Raw genomic sequence first — 22951 nt, 5'->3', positions numbered from 1 at the left:
GCGATACTCCGTGTTTTGATCTTCAATTAATCTGCCCGTTAGCTTAATGAAATTGCATGGAAACATAGTTAGATATTTATCTAATCGGTAATCGGCGGACTATGTTCTTGTCCTTTACGGCTATCGGACCAAGTTCTTGTCCTTGGCTTGGGATAAGAACTTGGTCCGATAAAATAAAAAAGCCGCTAAAATAGCGACTTTCTATGGGATTATGTTTTAGTCCCCCAACAGATTCAGTTCAATAGCAAGTTGTGATTGGCAATAGATATCGAAAAAGTTAGCCGGCTTTGGAGTCGGCTAACTTCAATGTCTTCATTGAGATATCGTATCCCGTTAGCGTAATCTACTTTTGGAGACAAGGTCATCTAACCGTCTGGTAAACGAGGCCTAAGGCTCCAGAATCAAATGTCTTGTTTTCGATAAGTTTAAGATTGATCTTCTCCTTGAAACCTTGGAATAACGGCAACCCGCTGCCGATCAGGACGGGAGAAACCGTAATTTTATATTCATCTATTAAATCAAGCTGCATAAGGTAGTGTGCGAACCTAGGACTGCCGAGGATGACCATATCCTTGCCAGGCTGCTGTTTGAGGTTCTTGATCTCTTCCTCGACATCTTCTTTCACCAGTCTAGAATTGTTCCATTCGACTTTCTCCAGCGTCGTGGAAAAAACGATTTTGGCTGTCTTTTCGATCCACTCGGCATGATTCCTTTCATGCTGCGAGGCTGATGGGTTCGAAGGCACGGATGGCCAGTAACTGTGCATCATGTGATAAGTCCCACGTCCCCAAATTACAGTGTCGGCAGTACTTAGAATTTCTTTCGCGTGCTTCTCCAAATCAGCATCGTAAGAAACCCAGCCAATGTCCATTTCACCGTTCGGCCCTTCTACAAAACCGTCAAGCGATGCGTGCAAAAATAGAACAAGTTTTCTCATTTTCAGTTCTCCTTTGTTCATAGAGATATCTACATTAACTATATTATAGGACATTTCAGCTTGGTTGTTTCTTATGGATTGCTAATTAGTCTAGATTGCGTTCCCGTTAGCTAAATGAAATTGCATGGAAACATAGTTAGATGCTTATCTAATCGGTAATCGGCTCATGTTCTTGTCCATTACGGCAATCGGTACAAGTTCTTGTCCTTGGCTCGGGACAAGAACTTGTATCGTAAAAACAAAAAAAGCCGCTAATTGCGACTTTCAATGGGACTATAATCTTGTCCCCCGACAGTAAGGAAGTTAGATTTGTTCTGTGAGATCAAAAGGGTTGCGCCGTCCGTTTTAGCTTAATATCCCCGCCGAGTGTTGCTCTTAAACCAGTTTTCTATAAAACTGCGACTGTTACAACCTAAAGGTGCATATTTTTACAACAGCAGCCGCAAGTAGTTGGCTGCTGTTATTGTAAGGTGCGTTGTATTCAAGTCAATTAAATCAACTTGATGATTTTGTTGAACGTAGGATACAAGAGAAAATGCCGACCAACACGGACGCCTCAGATTAAACACCCTCATTTTGAGTTTACTTTAATTAAATTCCTTTTTAACAAAGTCAATGAGCTTGGACTTTAATGCATCACCGCGCTCTCCCTTATGGTACATATCTGTTCCGTGATAACCACTCTCATCCACAATTAGCTCTTTATCAGTTGCTCCGGATGCTTGAAATAATTTGCGCACTTCTTTTTCAATTGAGCCTCCATAATCACCAGGTGAAAAAACAAACAAGGATGGTGCTTTAATCTTTTCGACACTTGGTATTGCATCATGGGGCCCACATTGTGCAGGAGAAGAAAGAATAATGAGCCCCTCAATAGGCAGCTCTTGACGAACGCCTGCAATGATTGCTGTACTACCGCCACATGATGCTCCTGCCAAAAACACTTTTTGTGCACCCAATCGTTTGAGTTCGCTTAAGGCTGCATCTGCATCACGATCTATATTCTGATTATCCTCTGGAGAATTCTGTGAGGCACCGTGATTACGATATTCAGGAATAACAACCAGATATCCACTGTCAGCCAGTTCAGTTCCCATGTCAAGAAAAGAGCAAATGCTATAGCCTTGCTCGTGTGCAAGTAGGACTCCTTTATTTCCGCTACCAAGCACAAGTGCTGACAGATACACCCCATCACTGGTTGTCAATGTAGTTGCTTTATCACGTAACTCATCTGGAACACAACTATTCACAAGATGCCCGTTAGAAGAACTCGCCGTTCGATCCGGCCAGGCAGGATCATACTCAACTGGTGGGTTTGTTGGTATGTTCGTCACTTCGGCAAGTGGTGTTTCATTCCCGGTCTCAGTTGTGGGGGATGTATTTTGAGGTGGATTCGTTGAAGAATGGTCTTCATTTGACGATACAGGCATTTTTTCGGAGCATCCTGTAATTGTTACTAACAAAATGAGCAAGACGAGTACCATTTTTGTTTCTTTAAAAGATACGATCATAGATTTTCCATACCTCCAACTTTCACTGAATTTACAACAGAGTGTTCTATTATTGGCTTTTTTCTTGGAATCCTCTGCCTTTGTCACCTTGTATAGGGGGATGAACACCGTTTATTCCAGCTCGTTATAACAAAAACGTCTCTCGACGTACTTTCTCAGTATACAGACTTTAGCAGAAGTTTTTCATGCGAGATAAGGATGCTAAGCCTCGGATGTTTATACTTTTTTATCTCTTAATAAAATAGATTCGTCCATTGTATTGTCGCTTGCATTGTTTTCCAACGTCGTCACTTCTACACGTTCTAGAATCTGGGCGAACATCTTTTCATTTCACGAAGAAATCGATTGATCTGATGCGCATGCTCCTAGATGGAACGCTGTTAAAAGCGTTACTACTGGAAAGCAAAACGATTGGAACATATTTTTTTCTTCATTTTTTTTACCTCCGTGTACTTCGATTTTTCTTCTCCAAAACAATACGAAAATCAATTTTTAGTTTCATATATTAATTAATATAGTCCAGAGATATCATCATTTATTGAACAAATTGTCAACAAATTGTCTCCGAGTTTCAATCAGTTAGATATTTATCTAATATGTATTTTCGATCATCAAATAATAAGTTCTAAAACCTCCCCGTATTATTCAATGAAACAAAACAACCCCCAATCAAATCATGGGGGTTGTTTTGAATATGGTGTTATCTGATGGATACGCCATCTAGGAAACACTAACATTTCTTTTACGTAATTTCATAAATACCGAGTATTCCTTATTGGACTTAATAAAACTTAATATCTTTTCGGCACATTCTGTTGGATTCATCTCTTCCGTATTTACTTCGAGGTCATATTCATCAAAGCAATATACTTTGCTAAACTGTGAAGCTGCTAGTCCAATCTGTCTATCTCCTCTTGTTTGCTCTCTTCTTATGAGTTCTTCTTTCGAGCATTTTACACCTATAAATAACGTAGGCTGATCGAAAAATTGATCAAGAAACTCATTAAACCTCTTGTCATTGTCGATTACGGTATCTACTATTACATTAAAACCCATTTCTGATAACAATTTAATTGTCGAATGGTACACTGAGAATATGGAATCATCAAGTATTTGTGAGACAACCTGATGATCTATTTCTCTTGCAGGTTCATCTGGAAATTTATTATTAATAAAATCATTGTAATTATTAAAAAAATCATCAATTGATAAATGATAAAAAAGAATCTCTTTCTGATTTATCAGTTCAGTCGATATAGAGGTCTTTCCGGAACTTGAGGTTCCATTTAGATAAACTAATATCCCTTTCTTCAATTAAATCATCCCTTCAAAAAATAATCATTTCGTATCTTTCAGATAACGTTATATTCACAAATTCCATAAAATTATCCAACTCAGAAAATATTCGAGAAACGATTGAAATATCCTGCCAGTTAGTTCAACGAGCTGCCGAAGAAGCACGGCTACCTCACTTTTTCTCCCCTTGTACCGTTTCTTGTACCGTTTCTTCAGTTATTGGAACTTTTCAAACTCGTTTTTTAACCAGTACTGATTTTGGATAACAAGAACATTTATGCTTTGCCGTCTTCGTTGCAACTTCGCTTAATTACCGATCTGTCTTTGGTTCGGGACAAGAACTGTTCCGATAAAACAAAAAAGCCGCTAAAATAGCGACTTTCTATGGGAGCATTCTTGTCCCTCGACAGGATCCCATAACTGCTTGTTTAATCGTTAAAACACAAAAGTCCGCAGTTGCGCGGCTTTTAAGCGTGTATGTTTTTGTCGTCTTAAACCAGTTTTCTATAAAACTGCGACTGTTACAACCTAAATGGTGCATATTTCTACAACAGAAGCCGCAAGTAATTGGCTGCTGTTGTTGTAAGGTGCGTTGTATTCAGGTCAATTAAATCAACTTGATGATTTTGTTGAACGTCAATTATTCTGTGGGATGGTGTTCGGTTATGTCCCCAAGAGTCACCCCCTACCGCTGAACCGTTGGATCGCTTCCTCGGTCACCGGCTGGAAAAGGTTAATGAGATTGCCGTCGGGATCACGGAACAACACAGCACGGTTCCCCCACGGCATCGTGGTCGGTTCCTTTACCCACTCGTCGACAAACGGTTTCAAGCGCTCGTATTCGGCATCGACATCGTGGACGCGGAACTCGAGGATGACAGTGCGATTGTCGGCCGCCACAGCGGAACCAACGCCGAACAGCGGCACCGTCTGGGAGTGACCGATCGCCAGGGTACACGATGGCACAACGAGTTCCGCAAAGGCAGCCGCGGGACGTTCCGCCGAAACACCCATGACTTTCTCATAGAACTCAACAAGACGATCCACATCGTCGGTAATGATACGTACAGAAGCAAAATTCATAAAATACCATCCTTCCTATAATAAATGATACAGTACCATATCATTTTTTGGGCAAGAACAAGCTCTCCACCCCAATATGTTTACTTAATCGATAATAAAATAACGCTACTGACAACGGTATGTCAGTAGCGTTTTAACATTTTCGGGCATTCTCTATGCTAATGTTGATCCCCCCCCGTTGTCGCATGCACCTGTTTTCGATATGGGCCCCAATTCATCTACCTGCAGACCGTTCTCTTTCAGACGTTAGGTCATTGATTGCCATTCCGCTTGACATGGAAATGCACACGTCCTGTCTGCCACCGGTACCCCCCTAAAATTCCCCGTGTCGCTGCCATCTCTGACTCTCTAGTATGAATATTTTTACTCATAAATGAATAGATCCAGGATTACATTTGAACTGCAGTCATATGCATATCCTTGCGTGGTATGCTCATGAGGTGATCATAGAAGAAAAACCGCCTTTGATTATGCGGCTGGATTGTGTGTATTCCTCTATTGTCTCCCGTTAGAACTCCTAAAAATATGGTAATTGAACAAAAACGAGCGCCTCGGTACGATGGGGTTACGCACGAGGTCATAGCCTCAAAAAGCCCATCAGGAGGTCGCTCTACTATAAAGTAAGGCACAAGACAAGTAAGATCAACTGTTTGAAAACATTACCGTTCATCATCTCGTCGTCGGCTTTGATATCGCTTAGGAGGTTCATGTGGTCGTGCAGTCAGCTTTAGAGATATTGCTGGGACGAGGACCTCACCTTAAGCTGACAAAATTGACGTCCGCTCTATCGTTTCTATTCTGGCGTCATAAGGTCTTGAGGCGTTCCCATTGGTCGTAGCAAATATAGTAGAAATTCATCCCTGCACGTTTCTTTGCACTGCCTGTAACGCAATTTCATGAAGATCACGGAAACGCCAGCCTAGCAGCTCATACCCCTCGGCACCAGGGTGCAGGCCATCCGTCAGAAAGGCTTCATCCTCCGGGCCGAGCCAGTTCAAGCCATCTTGATAGAACAACTGGCGATCGCCCCGAGCCCTTAGCAGCTCCACGGTCTCACGGATGAGCTCACGCATCATAGGCAGGGTGAAGCCCAGCGAATTGAGCTGCGTTTCGCGGAGAGTGCCATAAATCGGAGAAATGACAAGCAGCGGGGTGTCCCTATGTTTGTCGCGTATCGTCTCCAGCAGACCAATCAGCAGCGGCTTGAACATACGTGGGCTTAAGGTGCCCCCTCCATAGATGTTCACCCCCGCACAAATGGAGATGAAATCGGCCGGCAAGTCGCGAATCAGCCGTCCGATCATCGGTTCCATATGGCAGTTGCCCGAGAAGCCAAGATTGGTCAAGCTGAAGCCTGCGGCTTCAGCGGCAATGGCAGGCCAAGCACGGGAGGGGCTGGAAGCCCCGACGCACTGGGTAATGGAACTGCCATACGTAATCCAGCGGGGCCGGGTGTCCGGCAGCGGGACTCCGATAGCTTGAGCCCCAATCCGCAGGCCGGTTACGGTCATTCCTATATTTTGCGGAAGCCAAATCTCCATATCCTTGGTTCCGTCCCCAAGTCCGCTGAACAAGGCTTCTGTCGCTCCGGCGGGTAGGCTGATCGTCTCGCATAATTCTCCTCCTGCCACGCAATCCATGGCGGCGTTATCCGCAAGCGGTGCAAAAGATACTGCCACCTCGGTGGAGTCCGTGCGCAGCCGCAGGCGAATACCGGCACATATCTCGGCTTTGCCATCGATTCCCGCGGGTGGATACAGTTCGTAATCCATATAAGGAATACGCCACGGCTTGATACCCTCCTCCCGGTGCTCGAGCGAAACGGCACCGTGGAACCACTCATCCGTTAAGGGAAGCTGCTTCACGGCGATTTCCCTCCCTTCTGCTTCTCAGCCGGAATGAAATCTTCTCCCAGCCATACATCCTGCTCCAGCAGCCGCTGCTGAAGCTCGGCTATGGAAATGCCGCGCGAGACGGTGCCGCCCCGCAGCGCCAATGCAGCCGCCGTTCCCGAGGCCTGGCCCATGGAGAAACAGTTCGGCATGACCCGCAGAGAGCCTTGCACTGCTCGATCCGAAGATACACATCGACCGGCAACCCAAAGGTTGTCGATGCCAATCGGCAGCATGATCCGGTATGGGACGCCGTGTGAAACCCCTGGCGGAAGGTGGTTAAAAGTCATTTCGCTTTTGCTGTTGGCGAGATGAATATCGATGTAATATGCGTTGCGGGCAATGTCATCCGGGAAGGAGCGCGCAGCAATGAAATCATCGACCGTCAGGATATAGTCCCCTTCGATACGCCTAGTCTCACGGATGCCGAGCTGCTCCCCGCTCGCCACCATATGAGCGTGCTCAAAACCCGGCACGTAGCGGCGGAAGAACTGCAGCTGGCGTTCCGCCGTGCGGCGCCCTTCAATCGCCCCCCGCGTCAAATCCTCGGCAAGGGTGCCATCAACGCCGAATACATGGCCGAAGTTGACGCCAACCAAATAGTCGCTGACCCAAGCAAGGCCGGAGATCGACTTGCGGCCCTCCGGCAGCGCGCCGTCCTCGATCGCCAGCTCCACCGTCTTGTGCAGTTGGCCTGTATCCCCGCTCTCCTCCAGGTACTGTTTGAACCTTGGACGGTCTACATTCGCAAGCAAATAGCACATGCTGCCAGGCTGAAGTTCGCCCGCTTCCCCTCCCTTCTGAAAAGGAACTCCCGCTAGTGCGGCAATATCCCCATCTCCCGAGCAATCGATAATATACCGGCAGGGAATGAAAGATCGTCCTGTCTTGTTTACGACAACGACACCCTCAACCTTCCGGCGGTCCTCAGACCGGACAACATCGTAAACAAAGGTGTGATACAGCGGCGTCACACCGCTTTCCAGAATGGCATCATCATAAACCCGCTTCAGCACTTCGGGATCGATCGGCACCCAATCCAGCATCTCTTGATATTCCTCGCGGTACTGGGGATCGCATGCCTGCTTCATTCGTTCCATCAGCTCAAGGCCGAGACCGCGAATAATCGGCTTCCGCTTATCCGTAAAGGGACAGAAAGCCGGAACGAGCGCAACCGTACCCATGCCGCCAAGGAAGCCTCTCTGCTCCACCAGCATCGATTGCGCTCCCCCTTTCGCAGCGGCAATGGCCGCGGCGATTCCTGAAGCTCCTCCGCCGATCACCAGCACATCCACTTCGCGGGCAACCGGAATGCTGACGGATGGCAACGTAATATGTCCTTTCATAGAAACCTCTCCATTCTGTATAGCTTTAACTTGTCATAGTTGCTTATTGACTGTGCCTTCCAGACAAAGATGCAGCAAATCATCTACATGCGCAGTTGCCAGGCATTCTACGGTATCGGCGGCGCCGTAGTAGATTTTGACTTCCCCAGTATCCTCCAGAATCATGCCCCCCGGAAAAATAACATGATTGCGAAAGCCTCCATCGGTCTCATAATCAGCTTCCGGGGCAAGCAGCGGCGTCTCCGCCCTGCCGATGATCCGGCTGGGATCGGCAAGATCCAGCAGCAAAATGCCGGACGTATAACGCTTCTTCCAGCTGTCCTCCCAGCCGTTCTTGCCCCGCCTGCGATCAATGTCCACGGCATGGAATAGGGTCAGCCAGCCTTTGTCCGTTTTGACTGGCGGAGCGCCCGGGCCTACCTTGTCATTGGCATAGGCTACATCTTCAACAGCCAGCAGCAGCTTGGAATTGCCCCAGTATTTCAGATCAGGCGAGTCGCTCATCCACATGTCAAAGCGGTCAATCCCGCCCCGACTGTATACAGGCATCGGTCGCTCCAACCGCACATACTTGCCCCCGATCCGCTCCGGGAACAATACCATGTTGCGGTTGTCCGGCAGCGACAGACTCAACACCTCGAAGGAGCGGAAATCCTCGGTGACGGCGATGCCGCCGCGCAGCCCATGCTTGGTATCGACCGCAAAGCACATATAGCATTGCTCGCCGATTACCGTTAGACGCGGATCATACACGCGGATGACCTCTTCATCATGCCAGGACCAGCACGGTTCCGGCTGCACATCCCATTTTATGCCGTCATCGCTGAAGGCCAGCCCAAGATTCGTCGTGTGATGAGGAGCAACAATCCCTTGATGTTCATCGCCGTAGTCATTGCGGAAAACCATCACATATTTGCCTTTAAATTTGGTAACCCCGGCATTAAAGACCAACGCCGGACCGTAGGGTACATCACCCGGAGTCAGAATAGGATTTCCGGCATACCGCGTAATGATCGGGCTGGAAAACAAAGGTCCCACTATAGAATCTCTCATTTGCATCATGCTCCTTGTAGAGGTTGTTCAAAAAGTTCACTTTTGATCACGAAGTGAATCAGGAAGTAACTCGGCATCGAATCTTGCATTCATACGTGCCTTCCGGTGCTCACGTACCCAAAACGTACGCTCCGCTCCTCAGCCCCTGGCTTCATCCAACCTTCTCGGTGCTGAAAACCGGACTTTTTGAACACGCACTTGTATATGGAATTGAGTTTAACCTTTAACTGAACCGGCCGTTACTTGAATAAAGGACTTATTCGCCACAATATAAGCGAGAAGCATCGGCAGGATCGACAGGCATGCTCCCGCCATCATCAAATGAATCTGCATAGCCGCGGAAGAACCGTAACGAAGATTCGCCAGCCCGACGGTGAGCGTCTGCAGCTGCGGATTCGTCATTGTGAACACCAGTGGCAGAATATATTCGTTCCAGGCATGGCGGAAGGCAAACAGTCCTGCCACGCCAAGCCCCGGTGTTAGGAGCGGGAGAATGATCCGGAAGAAGGTTCGGACGAACCCGGAGCCGTCCACCATGGCCGCTTCATCAAGCTCGCGGGGAATCGCTTTGAAGAATCCCAGCAGCATAAAAAATGTGCTGGAATGGGCGCTGATCAGAATTAGGATCACTCCCCACAGCGTGGTATTCAAGTTCAGCGCGACCATCAAATCAAATTGCGGGCGCAGCACAATGGCACCAACGGATATAAACATCATCGACGCCTGCGTCGTCACATACAGGGATTTGCCGGGAAAATGGCGGCGATCCACCACATAAGCCGCCATGGCAGCGACCAGCAAGGTGCCGACGGTAACCATAATGCTGACAAATGCGCTGTTCCAGGTATAGCGGGCAAAATTGGCCTGCTTCCAGGCTTCGGCATAATTGACGAACTGCAGCTTGGCCGGCAGCAAGCTTCCTCCGGTCATCATTTCGGCGCCGGTCTTGAGTGAACCGGACAATGTCATCAACAGGGGAAATAATGTCAGTATCGCCGTTATCAATAAAAACAGCCACATCACCGCACGGCCCACTATTTTGCCAGTGTGACCGGAAGGCGGTCGGGCGGCGATTTTATCTCGCGCGTCCGGCTGTTGGGGTAACACCTGTTCGTTCATTTGCTGTTCCTCCTGCACGCCTGCAGCCGTTCATGATCAACCGATCTGCGGCTTGTTGTGAAATCGTAATGGCCCTATGCAAAGTTGCAATGTAGACTTTTTGAACAACCTTCTAATACAACTTGTTCATTTTACGGCTTAATAAGAAATACAAGCCCGTGATCGCTCCCACAATAACAGCGGTTGCGAAGCCTACGGCGCTGCCGTATCCTAGCTGCTGCTCGACAGGAGAACCCGTGGATACCGGGAACAACAGTTTGTACAGATAGAGATACATGACCTCGGTTTTGCCGATCGGTCCGCCTTCCGTGATGAGCATAATGCTCTCATAGCCTTTCAGGGATGCGATAATTGCGAGCATGATGACCAACTGGGCTACCGGAGCCAGCATCGGAAGCGTAATGCTCCAAAACCGTCTTCCGGCGTTTGCGCCGTCCATGGCCGCGCTCTCGTATAAATCCTGCGGAATGCTCTGCAGTCCGGCCAGAAACAGCAGCATATAATTGCCGACCGCGCCCCATACCGCCACAATAATGACCGTAAGCATTGCATGCTTCGGCCCGAGCCAGTCGATCGGCTGCGAGACCAGGTGCAGCTTCATCAATACGGTGTTAACCATCCCGTTATAGGAATTGAAGATCGTATAGAACACCACGGAGATAACCGCAGTGCTGATGATTGTCGGCATAAAATAGATTCCTCGCAGCAGATTTCCGCCCCGCAGCTTGCCGTTCAGGACGACCGCGAGCAGCAGGGACAACGGCAGCGTTAGCAGAAGCTTGCCTCCGGCGTAGATAAAGGTATTGCCAACCGATTCCCAGAACAGCGCATCGCGCATCAGCCGACGGAAATTGTCCAAACCAATGAACAGCGCATCGCCGTATCCGGCATAGTCATAAAACATATAGCGCAGCATCCATAACAAAGGATAGATGCCAAGAGCCGCTGTCAAAATGATGCTCGGGGACAGAAACAGAGCATTCTCCCCCACGCGTTTCCATTTAAAACTCACGATTCGTTCCTCCTTCGGGGAAAGAAAAGGGGCATCCGCCAAAAAGTGCGCGGCAGCCCCATCCTTGCCTGTTATTCTCCCTGCGGTTTAGTTGGATCAAAGGCAGGGTTCAGCGTTACAGTGACCTCGCCTTTCTCCACCGCCTTGGACAATGCGGCGTTGTATCTTGTGTTTAAATCTTCCGTAATCGCTTTCAGATCTTCATCGGTAAGGATGTATTTGAAGAATGCATCAGCGTAGGTGGAACCCTCTGGAGTAACGTTTGGCGAAGCAGGCCAGAGCGAGTCGTGTTCCCCGACCAGGAAGCCTTCCATGCCATTGATCTCCGGATCTTTAGCTTGTTCTACAATGCTTGGCACAATGGCTATCCCGAAGCCTTTTTCATGATAGGTCTTCAGAACCTCGTCGCCGTGCATATACTGCATGAATTTCCAAGCTGCCTCCTTATTGGCCGATTGAGCGCTGATGCCGAGCCACGTTCCGGCGGACACGATTTCGGAAGTTCCCTTGATCTGACCGTCCAGCGTTGGAGCCAACGCGCCCCCCCAGTTGATTTCAGTCGGGAATTGATCCATGTACACGCCCGGCTCCGTCGAGAAAGAAAGATACATACCGATTTTGCCTGCGGCGAATTGGGCTCGCAGCGGATCGATGTCCAGCGCTTCCGCGCCAGGCAGAATACTTCCGTCTTTATACATTTGCTTGAAATATTCGATGACCTGCGAGTAAGGCTCGAAATCGAATTGACCTGTCTTCAGATCAAAGCCAAGTCCCTGATAACCGCTCAAAGAAAGAATTTCCCGGACGGAACGGTCAAATGCTTGCTTCGGATTTTTGAAGTTCAGTGCAAAACCATAAATGCCTTCGGCTTTGCCAACTTCAGTAATTTTCTTGGCATCGTCCACCATTTCCTGCAGCGATTTCGGAGGATTCTCGATGCCGGCTTTGGCAAAGAGATCCTTGTTGTAGACCAGACGCATGGTGAGGCCAGTGTTGGCGAGCGAGTACACCTTGCCGTCAAATCGGTTGACATCGTCGATCAGCAAGCTGCCGAACTTCGCTTTCAAGTCATCGGTAAGATACTCGTCAATCGGTTCAAGATACCCTTTTTTGACAAATCCGGATGTATTGGCGCTCTTTAGGCGAAGTACATCCGGCGCTTGGTTGCTGGAAAAGGCAATATCGACGCTTTGCGCGTAATTCTCGGACATGACCGTCAATTCCACCTGGATGTTATCGTCGTTTGTTTCATTGAAATTGTTAATTAATTCCTTGATATACTCCTGGTCATGACGGTCGTCAGTCCAGTATTTAAGCTGTACGGGTTGGCCCGTCTCGGTTGATGGAGCTGCCGTTCCGCCGTCAGACTTGCCATTCGTCGTACCACCATTGCCATTGTTGTTGTCGTTCCCGGCGCAGCCTGCGATTCCTGCGGCTAGAACAAGGCTCAATCCGAGACCAAACCATTTTTTTCGCATACATTCTACCCCTTTGATTAACGTTTGTATTGTGAGCTCGTTTTTTATTATAGAATCCCGTACTCGGAAAAGGAGTGAGGCAAATTCACTCTCAAGGGATAGAATTCTATGGTCTCCTGCAGCACGAGCCTCACGCCTCAGGCCGATCCATGTGATAGCCCGCCCTGAATTCCGACGGCGTCTGGCCAGTGATCTTCTTGAACATCTCGCTGAAATATCTGCGCTCCTCATACCCTACTGCCGCAGCCACTTCCTGCACCTGCGCCCCCTCTACCAGCAGCAGCCTCGCTTTCTGAATGCGTTCCGAGGTGATATACTGTGTGACCGTCATTCCGGTCACCTGCTTGAACAAGCTGGAAAAGTAGCTGGCGCTGAGATGCACATGGGCGGCGCATTCGCCGACGGTAATATCCTCGGACAAGCGGCCCTTGATATAGCCAATGGCCTTATAAATCACCTTCTGCCCTTCGGATAAGCTGTTTCGGCGAACCAGCTCGGCTCCCTCCGTGCACAAGGCAAGCAGCTGACGCTGCAAAGAGGCCAGCGGCAGTCCCGCCGTCCCTTGCACCGTTCTGAATCTCTGAATGAGCGGCTGTATCTCCGAATACGGAACCATTTCGTAAAGGGTGCGAATCGCACAGGCGGCCAGTTCATCGTACAGGCTGAGGAGATAATCCGGATTTTGCCGTGAGATCCGTTTCTGCAGCGCTTCCGAAATCGCGGACAGCATCGCGTCCGTCCGGACGGCATTCCCAGAACGCAGGGCCAGCAGCAGCTCGTCCTTGTACTCCAGCGCCAGCGGCTCCTGACTGCCGCTCTGGAGGATATCGTCATACATAATGGCCGCATTGCCTTCGGTGAACAGGTGATGGGAGAGCGCACGATGAGCCTGCCGGTAGGAATCCGGCAGCCCGCTGATCTCCTCCACTCTGCCGCCGACCCCGACCGAGACCGTGAACTTGGTATATCGTTCCATATTTCGGCAGCACTGCTCGGCAATTTCGATCGGACTGGACGGTCCTGTATCGTTCAGTACGGCCAGGTACTGGTCATGACGGGCTCGGAAAAGAACGCTGCGTGCATAATGGGCAAGCGTCTCCTGCATAATATTCAACAGCGAAAACCGGATCAGCTCCATCTCCTGGATGGACTGCTCGGCAACCTGCTCCCGGAAACGGTCAATTTCTATCAGCATCACCACGAAGCCGCGCGGCTCCAGCTCAATGTTCAAAAACTTCCACCGTTCCGATGCCTCTTCCCATGAAGTGCGGTGGCTGACGAGCAGCGCAAAGTATTCCTGCCGCAGCGCAGGCATGCTCTCACGGAGCTTGTTCTCCATTTCCCTCAGACTTATCCGCTTGGACCTCTCTTCTATGATTTCTGCTTTTGCTTGCAGCACAGCCGACATCATGTCTTCTTCTGAGAAGGGCTTCACCACAAAATCAAACGCTCCCAGCTGCACCGCCTGCTGCGCATATTCAAAGTCGGCATAGCCGCTGATCAGAATGACCTTGCAGCCGGGGTTCTCTTCCAGCACCAAACGCAGCATGCTCAACCCGTCCATGATCGGCATTCGGATATCGGTAATAACCAGATCCGGCCGCAACCCATTGATCAGCTTAAGCCCCTCTTCCCCATTGCTCGAAACACCTGCAACGCGAATCCCCTGCTCTTCCCAATTCATCGCGGTCAGCCCTTCCACCACGCTTTTAATATCGTCGATAATGCAGAGACTGATCGCCTCAGAATTGCTCATCCAAATGCTCCCCTTTCTTGGGCAAAGTAATCCGTATTTCGGTTCCACGCTCCGGCGCACTGTCTACATGAAATTCCGCACCGTCCCCATAATAGAGCCGGAGCCGCAGGATCAGATTGGACACCGCATATCCCTTCTTCGATTCCCGGCAGAAGAGCGCGCGCACCTGGTCTTCGTTCATGCCGATGCCGTTATCACGTACGGCAATCGTCCAGCGTTCCCCGTCCTCCGTGATTTCGATCTCAATCCGGCCCCCGTGCTTCAGGTCGCGAAAACCGTGCAAAATGCTGTTCTCCACCAGCGGCTGCAAAATGATGCGCGGAATCGAAAGCGATGACAGCTCCGGTTCACGTACATGGATCTCATAAGAGAATAAGTCTTCATAGCAGCTTAACTGCAGCTCCAGATACTGGCGCAAATGCTCCAGTTCTTTCGACAATGTCGTTATCTCCTGACCGTTGTTCAGCCCGAGCTGGAACAGGCGGGAGAGCGACATGACCATTTGCTGCGACGGCTCGATCTGCTTCAATTTCAACTTCCAGTAGATGGTGTTGAGCGTGTTGTACAGAAAATGCGGGTCCATCTGCGCCGACAGTGCCTTAATCTCGGCAGTCCGCTTATGCGTCTGCGCCTCCGTGACCTCATCAATCAACACCACAATCTGTTCCAGCATCCGGTTAAACCGGTATCCCACCTGACCTAGTTCATCTCCGCTGCTGCTTTCAAATCGAGCACTCAGATCGTTGTTCTCGACCCTTTTCATCACCTTCAGCAGCCCTTGCAGCGGCTTCAGCAAATAGCGCGCAAATGCGCCCGAGATCAGCGTGGTGACGGTAAAAGCAGCCAGTGTAACCCCAGCGATCAGCCATTTAACATACACCATGTCCTGGAGCACATCGGCTCGGGAACGGATGGTGGTCATCGTCCAATCCGCTATGCCGATACGGGCATAATTGAGCAGATAGGTTTGTCCGTCCAGTTCAAAGGGTTGACTTCCCTCCGAGCGGTTCATTATGCCACTTAAATTTCCCGCGTCCACCACCTGCCTGACCAGCGGTTCCTTCACGGGATAGACCGTCTCTCCTTCAGCGTTCAGCAAGAAGCTGGACGCCCCTTCCGCGGTGTTCCCCTGCACCAGCTTGCGGAAGCCGTCCTCACGGATATTCACGACAATATAAACACCGCTGACCGGCGTGTCAAAGATCGGCTCCAGAATGAGAGAGATAACGCGTTCCTTTCCGGAGAATAGCATATCCTCATGACCTTCCACCCAAAGATTCTTTTTCTCCTGTTCAATGCGCGCATACAGAATGGTATCCTCAAATGCAGTGAGCCGATTTCGGTTCATGGACGAAGGATAGAACTCGCCAATCGGCGTAAATACGTAGATCGATTGGATTAGCGGCTCAGCGATCCGAGCCTGCGAGAAAACGTTGTCAAGATCGTTCAGATGCATGTAATATCTGCTGGCATCCCCGGAGGCGGCATCCTTCAGCATATCGTAGAAAGGCTGGCTGATCATAAACGTCATCATAATCAACATCAGTTTGTTCAGCTTCTCATCCACAATCTGTGCGGATCTGACCACCGTGTCCTGCGTGAGCTTTAGTGCATTTTTTTCCAGCGTCGCAGTCGAGATATAATAAGACAGTCCTCCGGTCATTAGAACAGAAAGCACGATGACGGCCAGAAAAGCGACCTTGAGTTTGTTGCGGAACGATTGCCTGCGGAGGTACTCCAAGCTTTTCACGCCTTCCGTTAAATTCTTTGCTTTGATTATGTCACTGCAGCCCCTGTTCAACAACGTAAAAAAACGAAGCTGTCCCGGGCAGCCATGTCATGGCTTTAGGGGCAGCTCCTTAATAGGGTCCCATGAACGGTGACCGACCTGTGGATCGGCTTTTTTTGAAGATGATAGAATTTATAAGCTTTCAACGGAGCTGAACAATTCTATAATCGCAAGAAAAACTACTGCTAAACGCGGTCTGTCTTCTGTGAATGTAAGTCGATAGACGTTATTCTTACCGGTACAGAATGTTTTGCTAACTAAATCGGGTCAGGCGTCAGAACCAAAGCATCATCAAAAGTTACGCCAGCCGAGGTGGTCCGAAACCCTATTTTCCCTACTGTCAGTTCTGTTTCGGGATTGGTCCATTCCATTTTTAGTTCCCCACCCACATAACCTTTTATTGTGTTCCCTTCAATGGCAGCCTTCATCGTATACCACTGGTTCGCCTGAGCTGTAAACGGGGTACTGGATACAAGGGTCATGACGTTGTCCACGGATTTGTACAACTCCAGCTTTTGGGCTGCGGAATGGATTCGGAACATATAGAAATTACCTGCATCCTGTACCCTGAAGAGAATGCCTGCGTTGGCATTGGTGATGGGCATTTTCGCTTTGGCTTCATACGTATAATCCGTCCACGAATCGCCGGCAGTAATGACTGCAGTGGCTGCTTGATTCTGAATCAAGGCTTTTGTGCCGTCAGTTGTCACATTCCAGGAACCTGAAGCAGACGTCCAACCTACCGTATTTCCATCTTCAAAATCGTCGCTGAATTGGATGACCGTAGGATCCGGATACACGGGAGGTTCATTCACGTCCGTGACATGAATCGTAAAGGACTTCTCAACATACAGTCCGCCTGAATCTGTGCTCCTCACCCGGATGCTGTAGCTGTCCTTGGCTTCGTAATCAGGCGTTACGGCTAGAATCAACATATTGTCCGATATGGTGAAGCTGCTGTTGTCCACATCCCCTGCACCTGCTGTCAGCATATAAGTAAATGTTTCTTCTGCATCAGGGTCGCTGGTAGAAAAGGTTCCGACCATGCCTCCCGCCGTCGTGTTTTCAACAACACTGTTGTGTGAAAGGGCAATCTCCTCAGGCGCTTTATTGATGAGGCTAACCACGGCATCGTCAAAATGGACGCCGGCCGAGGTGGTCCGAAATCCGATCCCCCCAGCCGTCAATTCGGTGACAGGATTGGTCCATTCCATCTTTAATTCTCCATCCACGTAACAGGATATCGTGTTCCCTTGCATAACAGCCTTAACTGTATACCACTGCTTCTCAATAGCCGTGAACGGCGTACTGTTTACAAGCGTCAGTTGTCCATTCACGGATTTGAACAACTCCAGCTGTTGATTCGATGAATGAATGCGATACATATAATAATTGTTTGCATCCTGCACCCTGAAGACCATGCCCGCGTTGGCATTGGTGATGGGCATTCTTAATCTGGCTTCATATGCGTAATCCGTCCATGAACCCCCGCTATTAGTGGTAATCAGGGAGGTGGTTGTCTGATTCCCGCTGGACAGCACGTGATTCGTGCCAACTGTCGGGACGGTCCAGCCGCCGGACATCGACGTCCAACCCGCCGTATTTCCGTCTTCGAAATTGTCGCTGAATAGCGGCGGCTTGGAATTGGCAAAAACGATACCATATACATTGTTATTAACGGTAACATTCAAGTCGTCCAGGGTTGTTGCAAGCTTCCCTCCAACATAAACATCTGTGAACGTGACGCCGTTAACCCTTCCGCCTTTCGTGGCATTCCCGGAAATTCTGGATTTCTGGGTGCCGGTCTCACGAACATTGATGTTCTTGAGTACAACATTGCTTACATCGCCGGAAGTGCTGGTGGACACTCCAAGCCAATAGTTCCCGAATTGATTGATCCCGACGCGTTCGATGTCGATATTCTCAAACGTAATATTTTGGGCGTAACCTTCCTCCGGGAGGGTATTCAGTTGGTATCCATGATCGATAAGCAATGCTCGGGCGCTTTGATACACATACGAATTTCGGATGGTTACGCCGATTTGCGGCTGGGCTACGCCCATGCCAATCTTGAAAGCCGCACATCTTGTCCATGCAAAAGCGTCATCAAAGACCACGTTTTCCAAATGTTCAAGCTCGCCCGGCCAGTCTTTGGACATCCCCGTCTGCAGCCAGGTTTTCGTGGAATAAGTGTCATCATCCGAGATGGCAATCGAATGTTGAACAAGCACGTTCTGACTTTCATTAATATCGATAACGTCATTCTCGATTTTGTATAAATCCTGGAATCCCTTAAGATTGTTTATGGTCACATTGTCGGAACGAACCACCATAAACGACCAGAAACCGCCATCCCGCAATATTAAGCCGTCAAAAGTAAAATTGGATGTTGCGATCGGAACGAGCAGGTTATTGAGGAACCCTTCATTTTTATTAGGCGCTGGCATCTTTCGCTCTCGCATCGCAATGCCTTTTCCATCAATGGTTCCCCGTCCCCGTATCGTAATATTGGTGGAATCTACGGCAGTACGAATAAAATACGTTCCATCCGCGTTTCGTGAATCCTTGCGAAAATCAATCACGTAGTCTTCCCCCCTGCCCGTACCGACAATGACGGCGCCTCCAGCCAGGTAAAAGGTTACGTTGCTTTTTAATGTCAGGTTCCCGCTCTTATAAACACCTGCCGGAACGAAAACTACGCCGCCGCCGGCTTGATGGGCGTCATCGATCGCCTGCTGAATCGCGTCCGATGCCAGCGATGATCCCGTGTTATCCGCGTGGTATGGCGACTGTGTCACATTAAAAATCCCTGCACCTGCGGACGGGGGTATATCCGTTTCTAAGGGGTCTGCCGCGATGACAATCTTCTTCCTCTGGTCATTGATTTTTACGATTACATAGGTTGAGGATGAAAGCGTGAACGTCAGCTTGTTCCCGTTAACTGTGCCTTCGATGTTTTTAGCCTGAGGACTGATGGAGAATGATGTAATCGGCACATTGTTGGTAACTTCGATTCGGACCGTGCCGGAAAAAGAAAATTGGGCATAGTCATAGTCAGCCAGATAACTGATTACAGGAATCGCTTTGTTATCGGCTTTCAATGAAAACACGCTGGATGCGGTATAGATGGATGGCATCGGGTAATTTTGTATCGTGGCCGGTGCTATGGCGCTCTGTACCAAAGATGTCGGATCAGCGGCATCCGTCATATCCATTGAAGAAATAGAATAGCTATCGATTTTGGCAGCTTCCGCAGCTCGGGGTAACAATCCTGTGATTATAACGGCAAGCACGACCAACAGACTAACTGCTTTTCTTGTAATGGTAATCATAAATACCTCCTCAAGATTATTCATCTGCCGAACAATAATAAGGCAGCGCAGCTCAGTTCGCCCGATTGTATTCTTGCTTGCGTTTTTTTGTGAAGGCGCTAACATTTTATCGGAAGCAAGCAGCAGCCGCCCTTTCTGAGGTTCACCCCCCCTCCATCCAAACTTTTCACTGTCACGATGGATTATAATCCCTGCCTGCATAAAAAGGAGTGGGGCAAGCCCACTCTCCAGGGATACATTTTAACTGTTCTCCATGCACGCAGGGATTGTTGAATTTCGAAACAGAACAAGTTGGTTCTTGTTGGTGAAGACTATCAAAACTTAAATCAAGAAAAAAATGATCTTACAAACAGCCCTCTGCAACGAACGAGAAGACCTCATATTTGGGTTCGTTTTATTGAATGTATGATTGAGGGCTTATCTCTGAGAAAATGTGCTTTTCCACCACGTTTACGTGGCTTACGTTTGGCAATATTCCGCTTGCCCTTTTCCGAGTACAGAAAGTAAGTCTCATCCATTTGAACAATAACTTGAAATGCTTCGGTCGGAATCTGCTTCAATGCGGAACGAATCTCTTGCCGCCAGTTAAACAAGGTGGCGTGCGTGACTTCATCAGGATGGATTGAGGCAACACGAAGAGCATTCTTGGCTGCACTTCGTGTTTTTTGATTCCAAAAAAAAATCTCCTCGTAGCGAGGAGATCGGCACATTAGATTAGAGCAATCGCGAGCAGCGTGAACAGGCTTAATGTTAAAATGGAGCTGCGAGCCCCGAATCCGAAGGGGAAGAAAGCGGAGGTCGTTACAATTCCGTCTCTTCGATCTGTCTCCAAGTACACATTATCACAATCCACTTTTACGATTCTTCCTACGTGTACACAACCGTCTCTTGTCGTAATGCGGACTTTCTGGTTCATGAATCGCATGCAGCTATAATAGGCTTCCATCTTATCACCCCTTTCTTTGACAACGTAGCATATGAACGCGTTGGACAAAAGGTCACGGCAGTTATACCCTCTACAATGAATGAGATCGAAGGTTACCGATAATAATGTAGATTCCGCTAGTTTACGAAATTTTGAGAAATTAAACCCTGTCAGCACAAGGCTGGCAGGGTTTAAAAAATGTTATTTGTTTAGAAAAAGAAAGATCTAGTTTTAATAACCAGCAAAATGAAAAGAACTAAGGTAGCTGTCATACTTGTTCCTATTCCACCATGACCATAACCTGTTCCGCCAGCCGATAAGAAGCCGGCTGCCTTCACTTTTTATTGAGCTATCGTGTCCCGTTAGTTGAATGATAAATTCACATATAAAGTGTGAAAAAAAAGGGACCCATCCACATCGGACGGGTCCCTGCTTCTTTTTCTTACGGCTTGGCGGCTCCGTTAATCTTCTCGAAGAACGGGGCCAGCATGGAGACGAGCTGCTCAAACTGCTGCTGTTCTTCTTTGGTCAGCTTTTCCTCATGTTTGATTCCTTTTTCATCGGTCATCTTCAGCTTTAATTGCACCATCTGCTTGAACAACTCCATAAACTTCTTCAATTCGTCTTCCGTGAGCTTGTCTTTTGCTACTTGAAGCATTCCCTCAATCTCTTGATAACTTTCCTGTGAACCGCCGTGCTGTTCAATGGTTTTAACAGATCCGAATATTTCATCGGCTAGATAGGAAGAAGCAAATACGGCAGAAGGAATCAAGATTGCTACAGCGGCAATACTTGCGAGCATGCGTTTTTTCATAGGAGATCTACCTCTCTTTTCGTTCACAAAATGTTGGTAGGACTGTCGGACACGTCCATACAAATCGGGTGGGCAGTGCATCGAATCTGCCACCTGGCGAAGCTCTTCACGCAATTCCTTATCAATGGACATACGCGTCTCCTCCCGTCATTTCGAATCGTTTCCGGAGTTCTTTCAGTGCCAGATGATGCCTGGATTTCACTGTGCCAACGGGGATCTGCAGAACTTCTGCGATTTCTTCTAGAGAATAGTCGTGAAAATAGCGCAGGATGACGACCACACGTAGTTTGTACGACAACTGGCGGACAAGGCTGAACAGCTCATGCTGCATTTCGAGCTGCTGGACTGCTTTGTCCGTCCAGTCGAACTGTTCACAAGTCATCTGGCGGTTTCGTTCAAAGAGGCGAATTCGTCGCCAGGCCTTTCTTTTCCAATCCTGGACAAGACGGATAGTGATCCCGTGCAACCAAAACCGAAACGGCCGGTTCGGGTCGTACTTGTGAAACGACTGCCACATGCGCATGTAAACTTCATTCACGATATCCTCAATGTCCTGTTTGTTGTAGACGAGAAAAGCAACCGTCCGATAGACGTCTTGGTGAGTCGCCTGATAGACAAGCTGAAAGGCCGACTCGTCGCCCAACGTTGCTTTTTGAAGCCACGGAAGTAACTCTTTATCATTCATAGGGGCCCCTCCTGAACGTGTTACAACCCTTAATTCGCTCCCGTGGAGAAAAAGGTTCAGTAAGAGAATAAACTTTTTGATGATACTCACCATTTTAGGAACTTCTTAAGGTGTATCGCCAATTTTTTGCACACGGTTACCCCTGTTGTCATGGACGCTGGTACTCCTCCAATGAAAAGAGCATTGCCCTTCAAGTAGAACAATCACATGAACTTTCTCTTAAAGGTTTTGGACTATTCTGCCCGTTAGCTTAGCACCAGGCAGGACATCTGTACCAAACAACTTATTTTGTGAGCATGTAAAAAAGAGCTACTTTACGGCAGCTCCTTCAGTGTTTCTGTTTTAGACTTCCTTATTGAATTATCGTACCCGTTTGTTCAGCAACGAGAAACAATCTACTTCGAAATATATGTTTGATGTTTGATTGTAAACTCGGGCTTATTTACGTAGTCCGCATAGTTTACGGCTCCGTTAAACTCCAAATAAGCCTGATAGCGAAATCGAACACTTGGCTGTGTAATCAAATCGAGAACTCTATCCTTCGCTACCCAACGGCTGTCGGTTGTTTCTTCAGAGAAAGATAATAATTCCCCACCAATAGGCTGACATACGAAATCAAATCCAACTTGCGTAGGAACATCAGTCACGCCGTCATACCATTTCTGTATCCCTGTATTCGAATAGACACCAACTAAACTGCCAACAGAAACATCAATTCCGCTTTCCTCTTTGATTTCACGAATCAAACCATCTATCAGATTTTCTCCAACTTCCACTTGTCCACCAGGGTAAACCCAACCACCGTCACGAGTTTTTACTAAAAGTATATTTCCTTGCCCATCTTCTACAAATCCACCTGTGGCTACTATCTGCGTTGGAAATGGCAATTTCGACCTCCTATGTACTAGTTCACTCTATCTTTG

17 protein-coding genes and 1 pseudogene are annotated in these 22951 nt (G+C 48.4%); all 18 read right to left on the bottom strand.

Annotated elements, in window-relative coordinates; all coding sequences use genetic code 11:
• Nucleotides 1-361: 361 nt before the first annotated feature.
• The 18 genes and pseudogenes from AB4124_RS17695 to AB4124_RS17610 all read right to left on the bottom strand — a co-directional run bounded on the left by AB4124_RS17695 (nt 362) and on the right by AB4124_RS17610 (nt 22915).
• Nucleotides 362-937: a dihydrofolate reductase family protein gene (locus AB4124_RS17695; RefSeq protein WP_441973678.1), complete on the bottom strand. Its 576-nt coding sequence runs from the start codon at nt 935-937 to the stop codon at nt 362-364.
• Between the two features lie 587 nt (nt 938-1524).
• Nucleotides 1525-2448: an alpha/beta hydrolase gene (locus tag AB4124_RS17690; RefSeq protein WP_441973677.1), complete on the bottom strand. Its 924-nt coding sequence runs from the start codon at nt 2446-2448 to the stop codon at nt 1525-1527.
• A 720-nt stretch (nt 2449-3168) separates the two neighbouring features.
• Complete coding sequence (locus tag AB4124_RS17685; RefSeq protein ID WP_441973676.1) at nt 3169-3762, bottom strand: chloramphenicol phosphotransferase CPT family protein; 594 nt, start codon at nt 3760-3762, stop codon at nt 3169-3171.
• A 660-nt stretch (nt 3763-4422) separates the two neighbouring features.
• Nucleotides 4423-4827 (bottom strand): VOC family protein, encoded by a 405-nt coding sequence (locus tag AB4124_RS17680; protein ID WP_076321369.1) that lies wholly within the window; start codon nt 4825-4827, stop codon nt 4423-4425.
• A gap of 854 nt (nt 4828-5681) precedes the next feature.
• Complete coding sequence (locus AB4124_RS17675; RefSeq protein ID WP_441973675.1) at nt 5682-6692, bottom strand: SGNH/GDSL hydrolase family protein; 1011 nt, start codon at nt 6690-6692, stop codon at nt 5682-5684.
• Complete coding sequence (locus AB4124_RS17670) at nt 6689-8065, bottom strand: FAD-dependent oxidoreductase (RefSeq protein ID WP_441973674.1); 1377 nt, start codon at nt 8063-8065, stop codon at nt 6689-6691. Before AB4124_RS17670 ends, AB4124_RS17675 begins: the two co-directional genes overlap by 4 nt.
• Nucleotides 8066-8098: 33 nt before the next feature.
• A complete protein-coding gene (locus AB4124_RS17665) occupies nt 8099-9118 on the bottom strand; it encodes a glycoside hydrolase family 130 protein (protein WP_339289970.1) in 1020 nt (339 codons plus the stop codon).
• Nucleotides 9119-9334: 216 nt separating this feature from the next.
• Nucleotides 9335-10237, bottom strand: coding sequence for a carbohydrate ABC transporter permease (locus tag AB4124_RS17660; protein ID WP_430113321.1), 903 nt, complete (start codon nt 10235-10237; stop codon nt 9335-9337).
• A 112-nt stretch (nt 10238-10349) separates the two neighbouring features.
• Nucleotides 10350-11249, bottom strand: a complete 900-nt coding sequence (locus AB4124_RS17655) for a carbohydrate ABC transporter permease (protein WP_076321374.1) — start codon at nt 11247-11249, stop codon at nt 10350-10352.
• 71 nt (nt 11250-11320) lie between these two features.
• Nucleotides 11321-12727 carry an ABC transporter substrate-binding protein gene (locus tag AB4124_RS17650; RefSeq protein ID WP_441973673.1) on the bottom strand — a complete coding sequence of 469 codons (1407 nt, stop codon included), beginning with the start codon at nt 12725-12727 and terminating at the stop codon, nt 11321-11323.
• A gap of 130 nt (nt 12728-12857) precedes the next feature.
• A complete protein-coding gene (locus AB4124_RS17645) occupies nt 12858-14483 on the bottom strand; it encodes a response regulator (RefSeq protein WP_430185607.1) in 1626 nt (541 codons plus the stop codon).
• On the bottom strand, nt 14470-16224 hold the full coding sequence (locus AB4124_RS17640; RefSeq protein ID WP_441973672.1) for a cache domain-containing sensor histidine kinase: 1755 nt from the start codon (nt 16222-16224) through the stop codon (nt 14470-14472). Before AB4124_RS17640 ends, AB4124_RS17645 begins: the two co-directional genes overlap by 14 nt.
• A gap of 305 nt (nt 16225-16529) precedes the next feature.
• The gene (locus AB4124_RS17635) at nt 16530-19604 is read right to left on the bottom strand and encodes a family 16 glycoside hydrolase (protein ID WP_441973671.1); all 3075 of its coding nucleotides are present in this window, start codon (nt 19602-19604) and stop codon (nt 16530-16532) included.
• 434 nt (nt 19605-20038) lie between these two features.
• Nucleotides 20039-20212 (bottom strand): annotated as a pseudogene (locus tag AB4124_RS17630) (IS1595 family transposase); the annotation flags it as partial.
• Nucleotides 20213-20313: 101 nt separating this feature from the next.
• Complete coding sequence (locus AB4124_RS17625) at nt 20314-20550, bottom strand: hypothetical protein (RefSeq protein WP_430113316.1); 237 nt, start codon at nt 20548-20550, stop codon at nt 20314-20316.
• Nucleotides 20551-20971: 421 nt separating this feature from the next.
• Entirely contained in the window at nt 20972-21475 is a 504-nt protein-coding gene (locus AB4124_RS17620; RefSeq protein ID WP_430113315.1) for a DUF3600 domain-containing protein, read from the bottom strand.
• Nucleotides 21465-22028 (bottom strand): sigma-70 family RNA polymerase sigma factor, encoded by a 564-nt coding sequence (locus AB4124_RS17615; RefSeq protein WP_430113314.1) that lies wholly within the window; start codon nt 22026-22028, stop codon nt 21465-21467. The genes AB4124_RS17620 and AB4124_RS17615 overlap by 11 nt, the downstream gene beginning before the upstream one ends.
• Nucleotides 22029-22423: 395 nt before the next feature.
• Nucleotides 22424-22915 (bottom strand): NUDIX hydrolase, encoded by a 492-nt coding sequence (locus AB4124_RS17610; protein WP_441973670.1) that lies wholly within the window; start codon nt 22913-22915, stop codon nt 22424-22426.
• Between the last annotated feature and the right edge of the window lie 36 nt (nt 22916-22951).

This window comes from Paenibacillus sp. 2KB_20 (assembly GCF_052115765.1).
Classification (GTDB): Bacteria; Bacillota; Bacilli; order Paenibacillales; family Paenibacillaceae; genus Paenibacillus_AQ.
This window is presented reverse-complemented; position numbering and strand designations above follow the sequence as displayed.

Bases quoted from the DNA above. Each gene is read 5' to 3' on its own strand.
- AB4124_RS17625 (WP_430113316.1), bottom strand. From the start codon at position 20,550: ATGGAAGCCTATTATAGCTGCATGCGATTCATGAACCAGAAAGTCCGC.
- AB4124_RS17620 (WP_430113315.1), bottom strand. From the start codon at position 21,475: ATGTCCATTGATAAGGAATTGCGTGAAGAGCTTCGCCAGGTGGCAGAT.
- AB4124_RS17665 (WP_339289970.1), bottom strand. From the start codon at position 9,118: ATGAGAGATTCTATAGTGGGACCTTTGTTTTCCAGCCCGATCATTACG.
- AB4124_RS17650 (WP_441973673.1), bottom strand. From the start codon at position 12,727: ATGCGAAAAAAATGGTTTGGTCTCGGATTGAGCCTTGTTCTAGCCGCA.
- AB4124_RS17680 (WP_076321369.1), bottom strand. From the start codon at position 4,827: ATGAATTTTGCTTCTGTACGTATCATTACCGACGATGTGGATCGTCTT.
- AB4124_RS17695 (WP_441973678.1), bottom strand. From the start codon at position 937: ATGAGAAAACTTGTTCTATTTTTGCACGCATCGCTTGACGGTTTTGTA.
- AB4124_RS17635 (WP_441973671.1), bottom strand. From the start codon at position 19,604: ATGATTACCATTACAAGAAAAGCAGTTAGTCTGTTGGTCGTGCTTGCC.
- AB4124_RS17670 (WP_441973674.1), bottom strand. From the start codon at position 8,065: ATGAAAGGACATATTACGTTGCCATCCGTCAGCATTCCGGTTGCCCGC.
- AB4124_RS17660 (WP_430113321.1), bottom strand. From the start codon at position 10,237: ATGAACGAACAGGTGTTACCCCAACAGCCGGACGCGCGAGATAAAATC.
- AB4124_RS17690 (WP_441973677.1), bottom strand. From the start codon at position 2,448: ATGATCGTATCTTTTAAAGAAACAAAAATGGTACTCGTCTTGCTCATT.
- AB4124_RS17615 (WP_430113314.1), bottom strand. From the start codon at position 22,028: ATGAATGATAAAGAGTTACTTCCGTGGCTTCAAAAAGCAACGTTGGGC.
- AB4124_RS17645 (WP_430185607.1), bottom strand. From the start codon at position 14,483: ATGAGCAATTCTGAGGCGATCAGTCTCTGCATTATCGACGATATTAAA.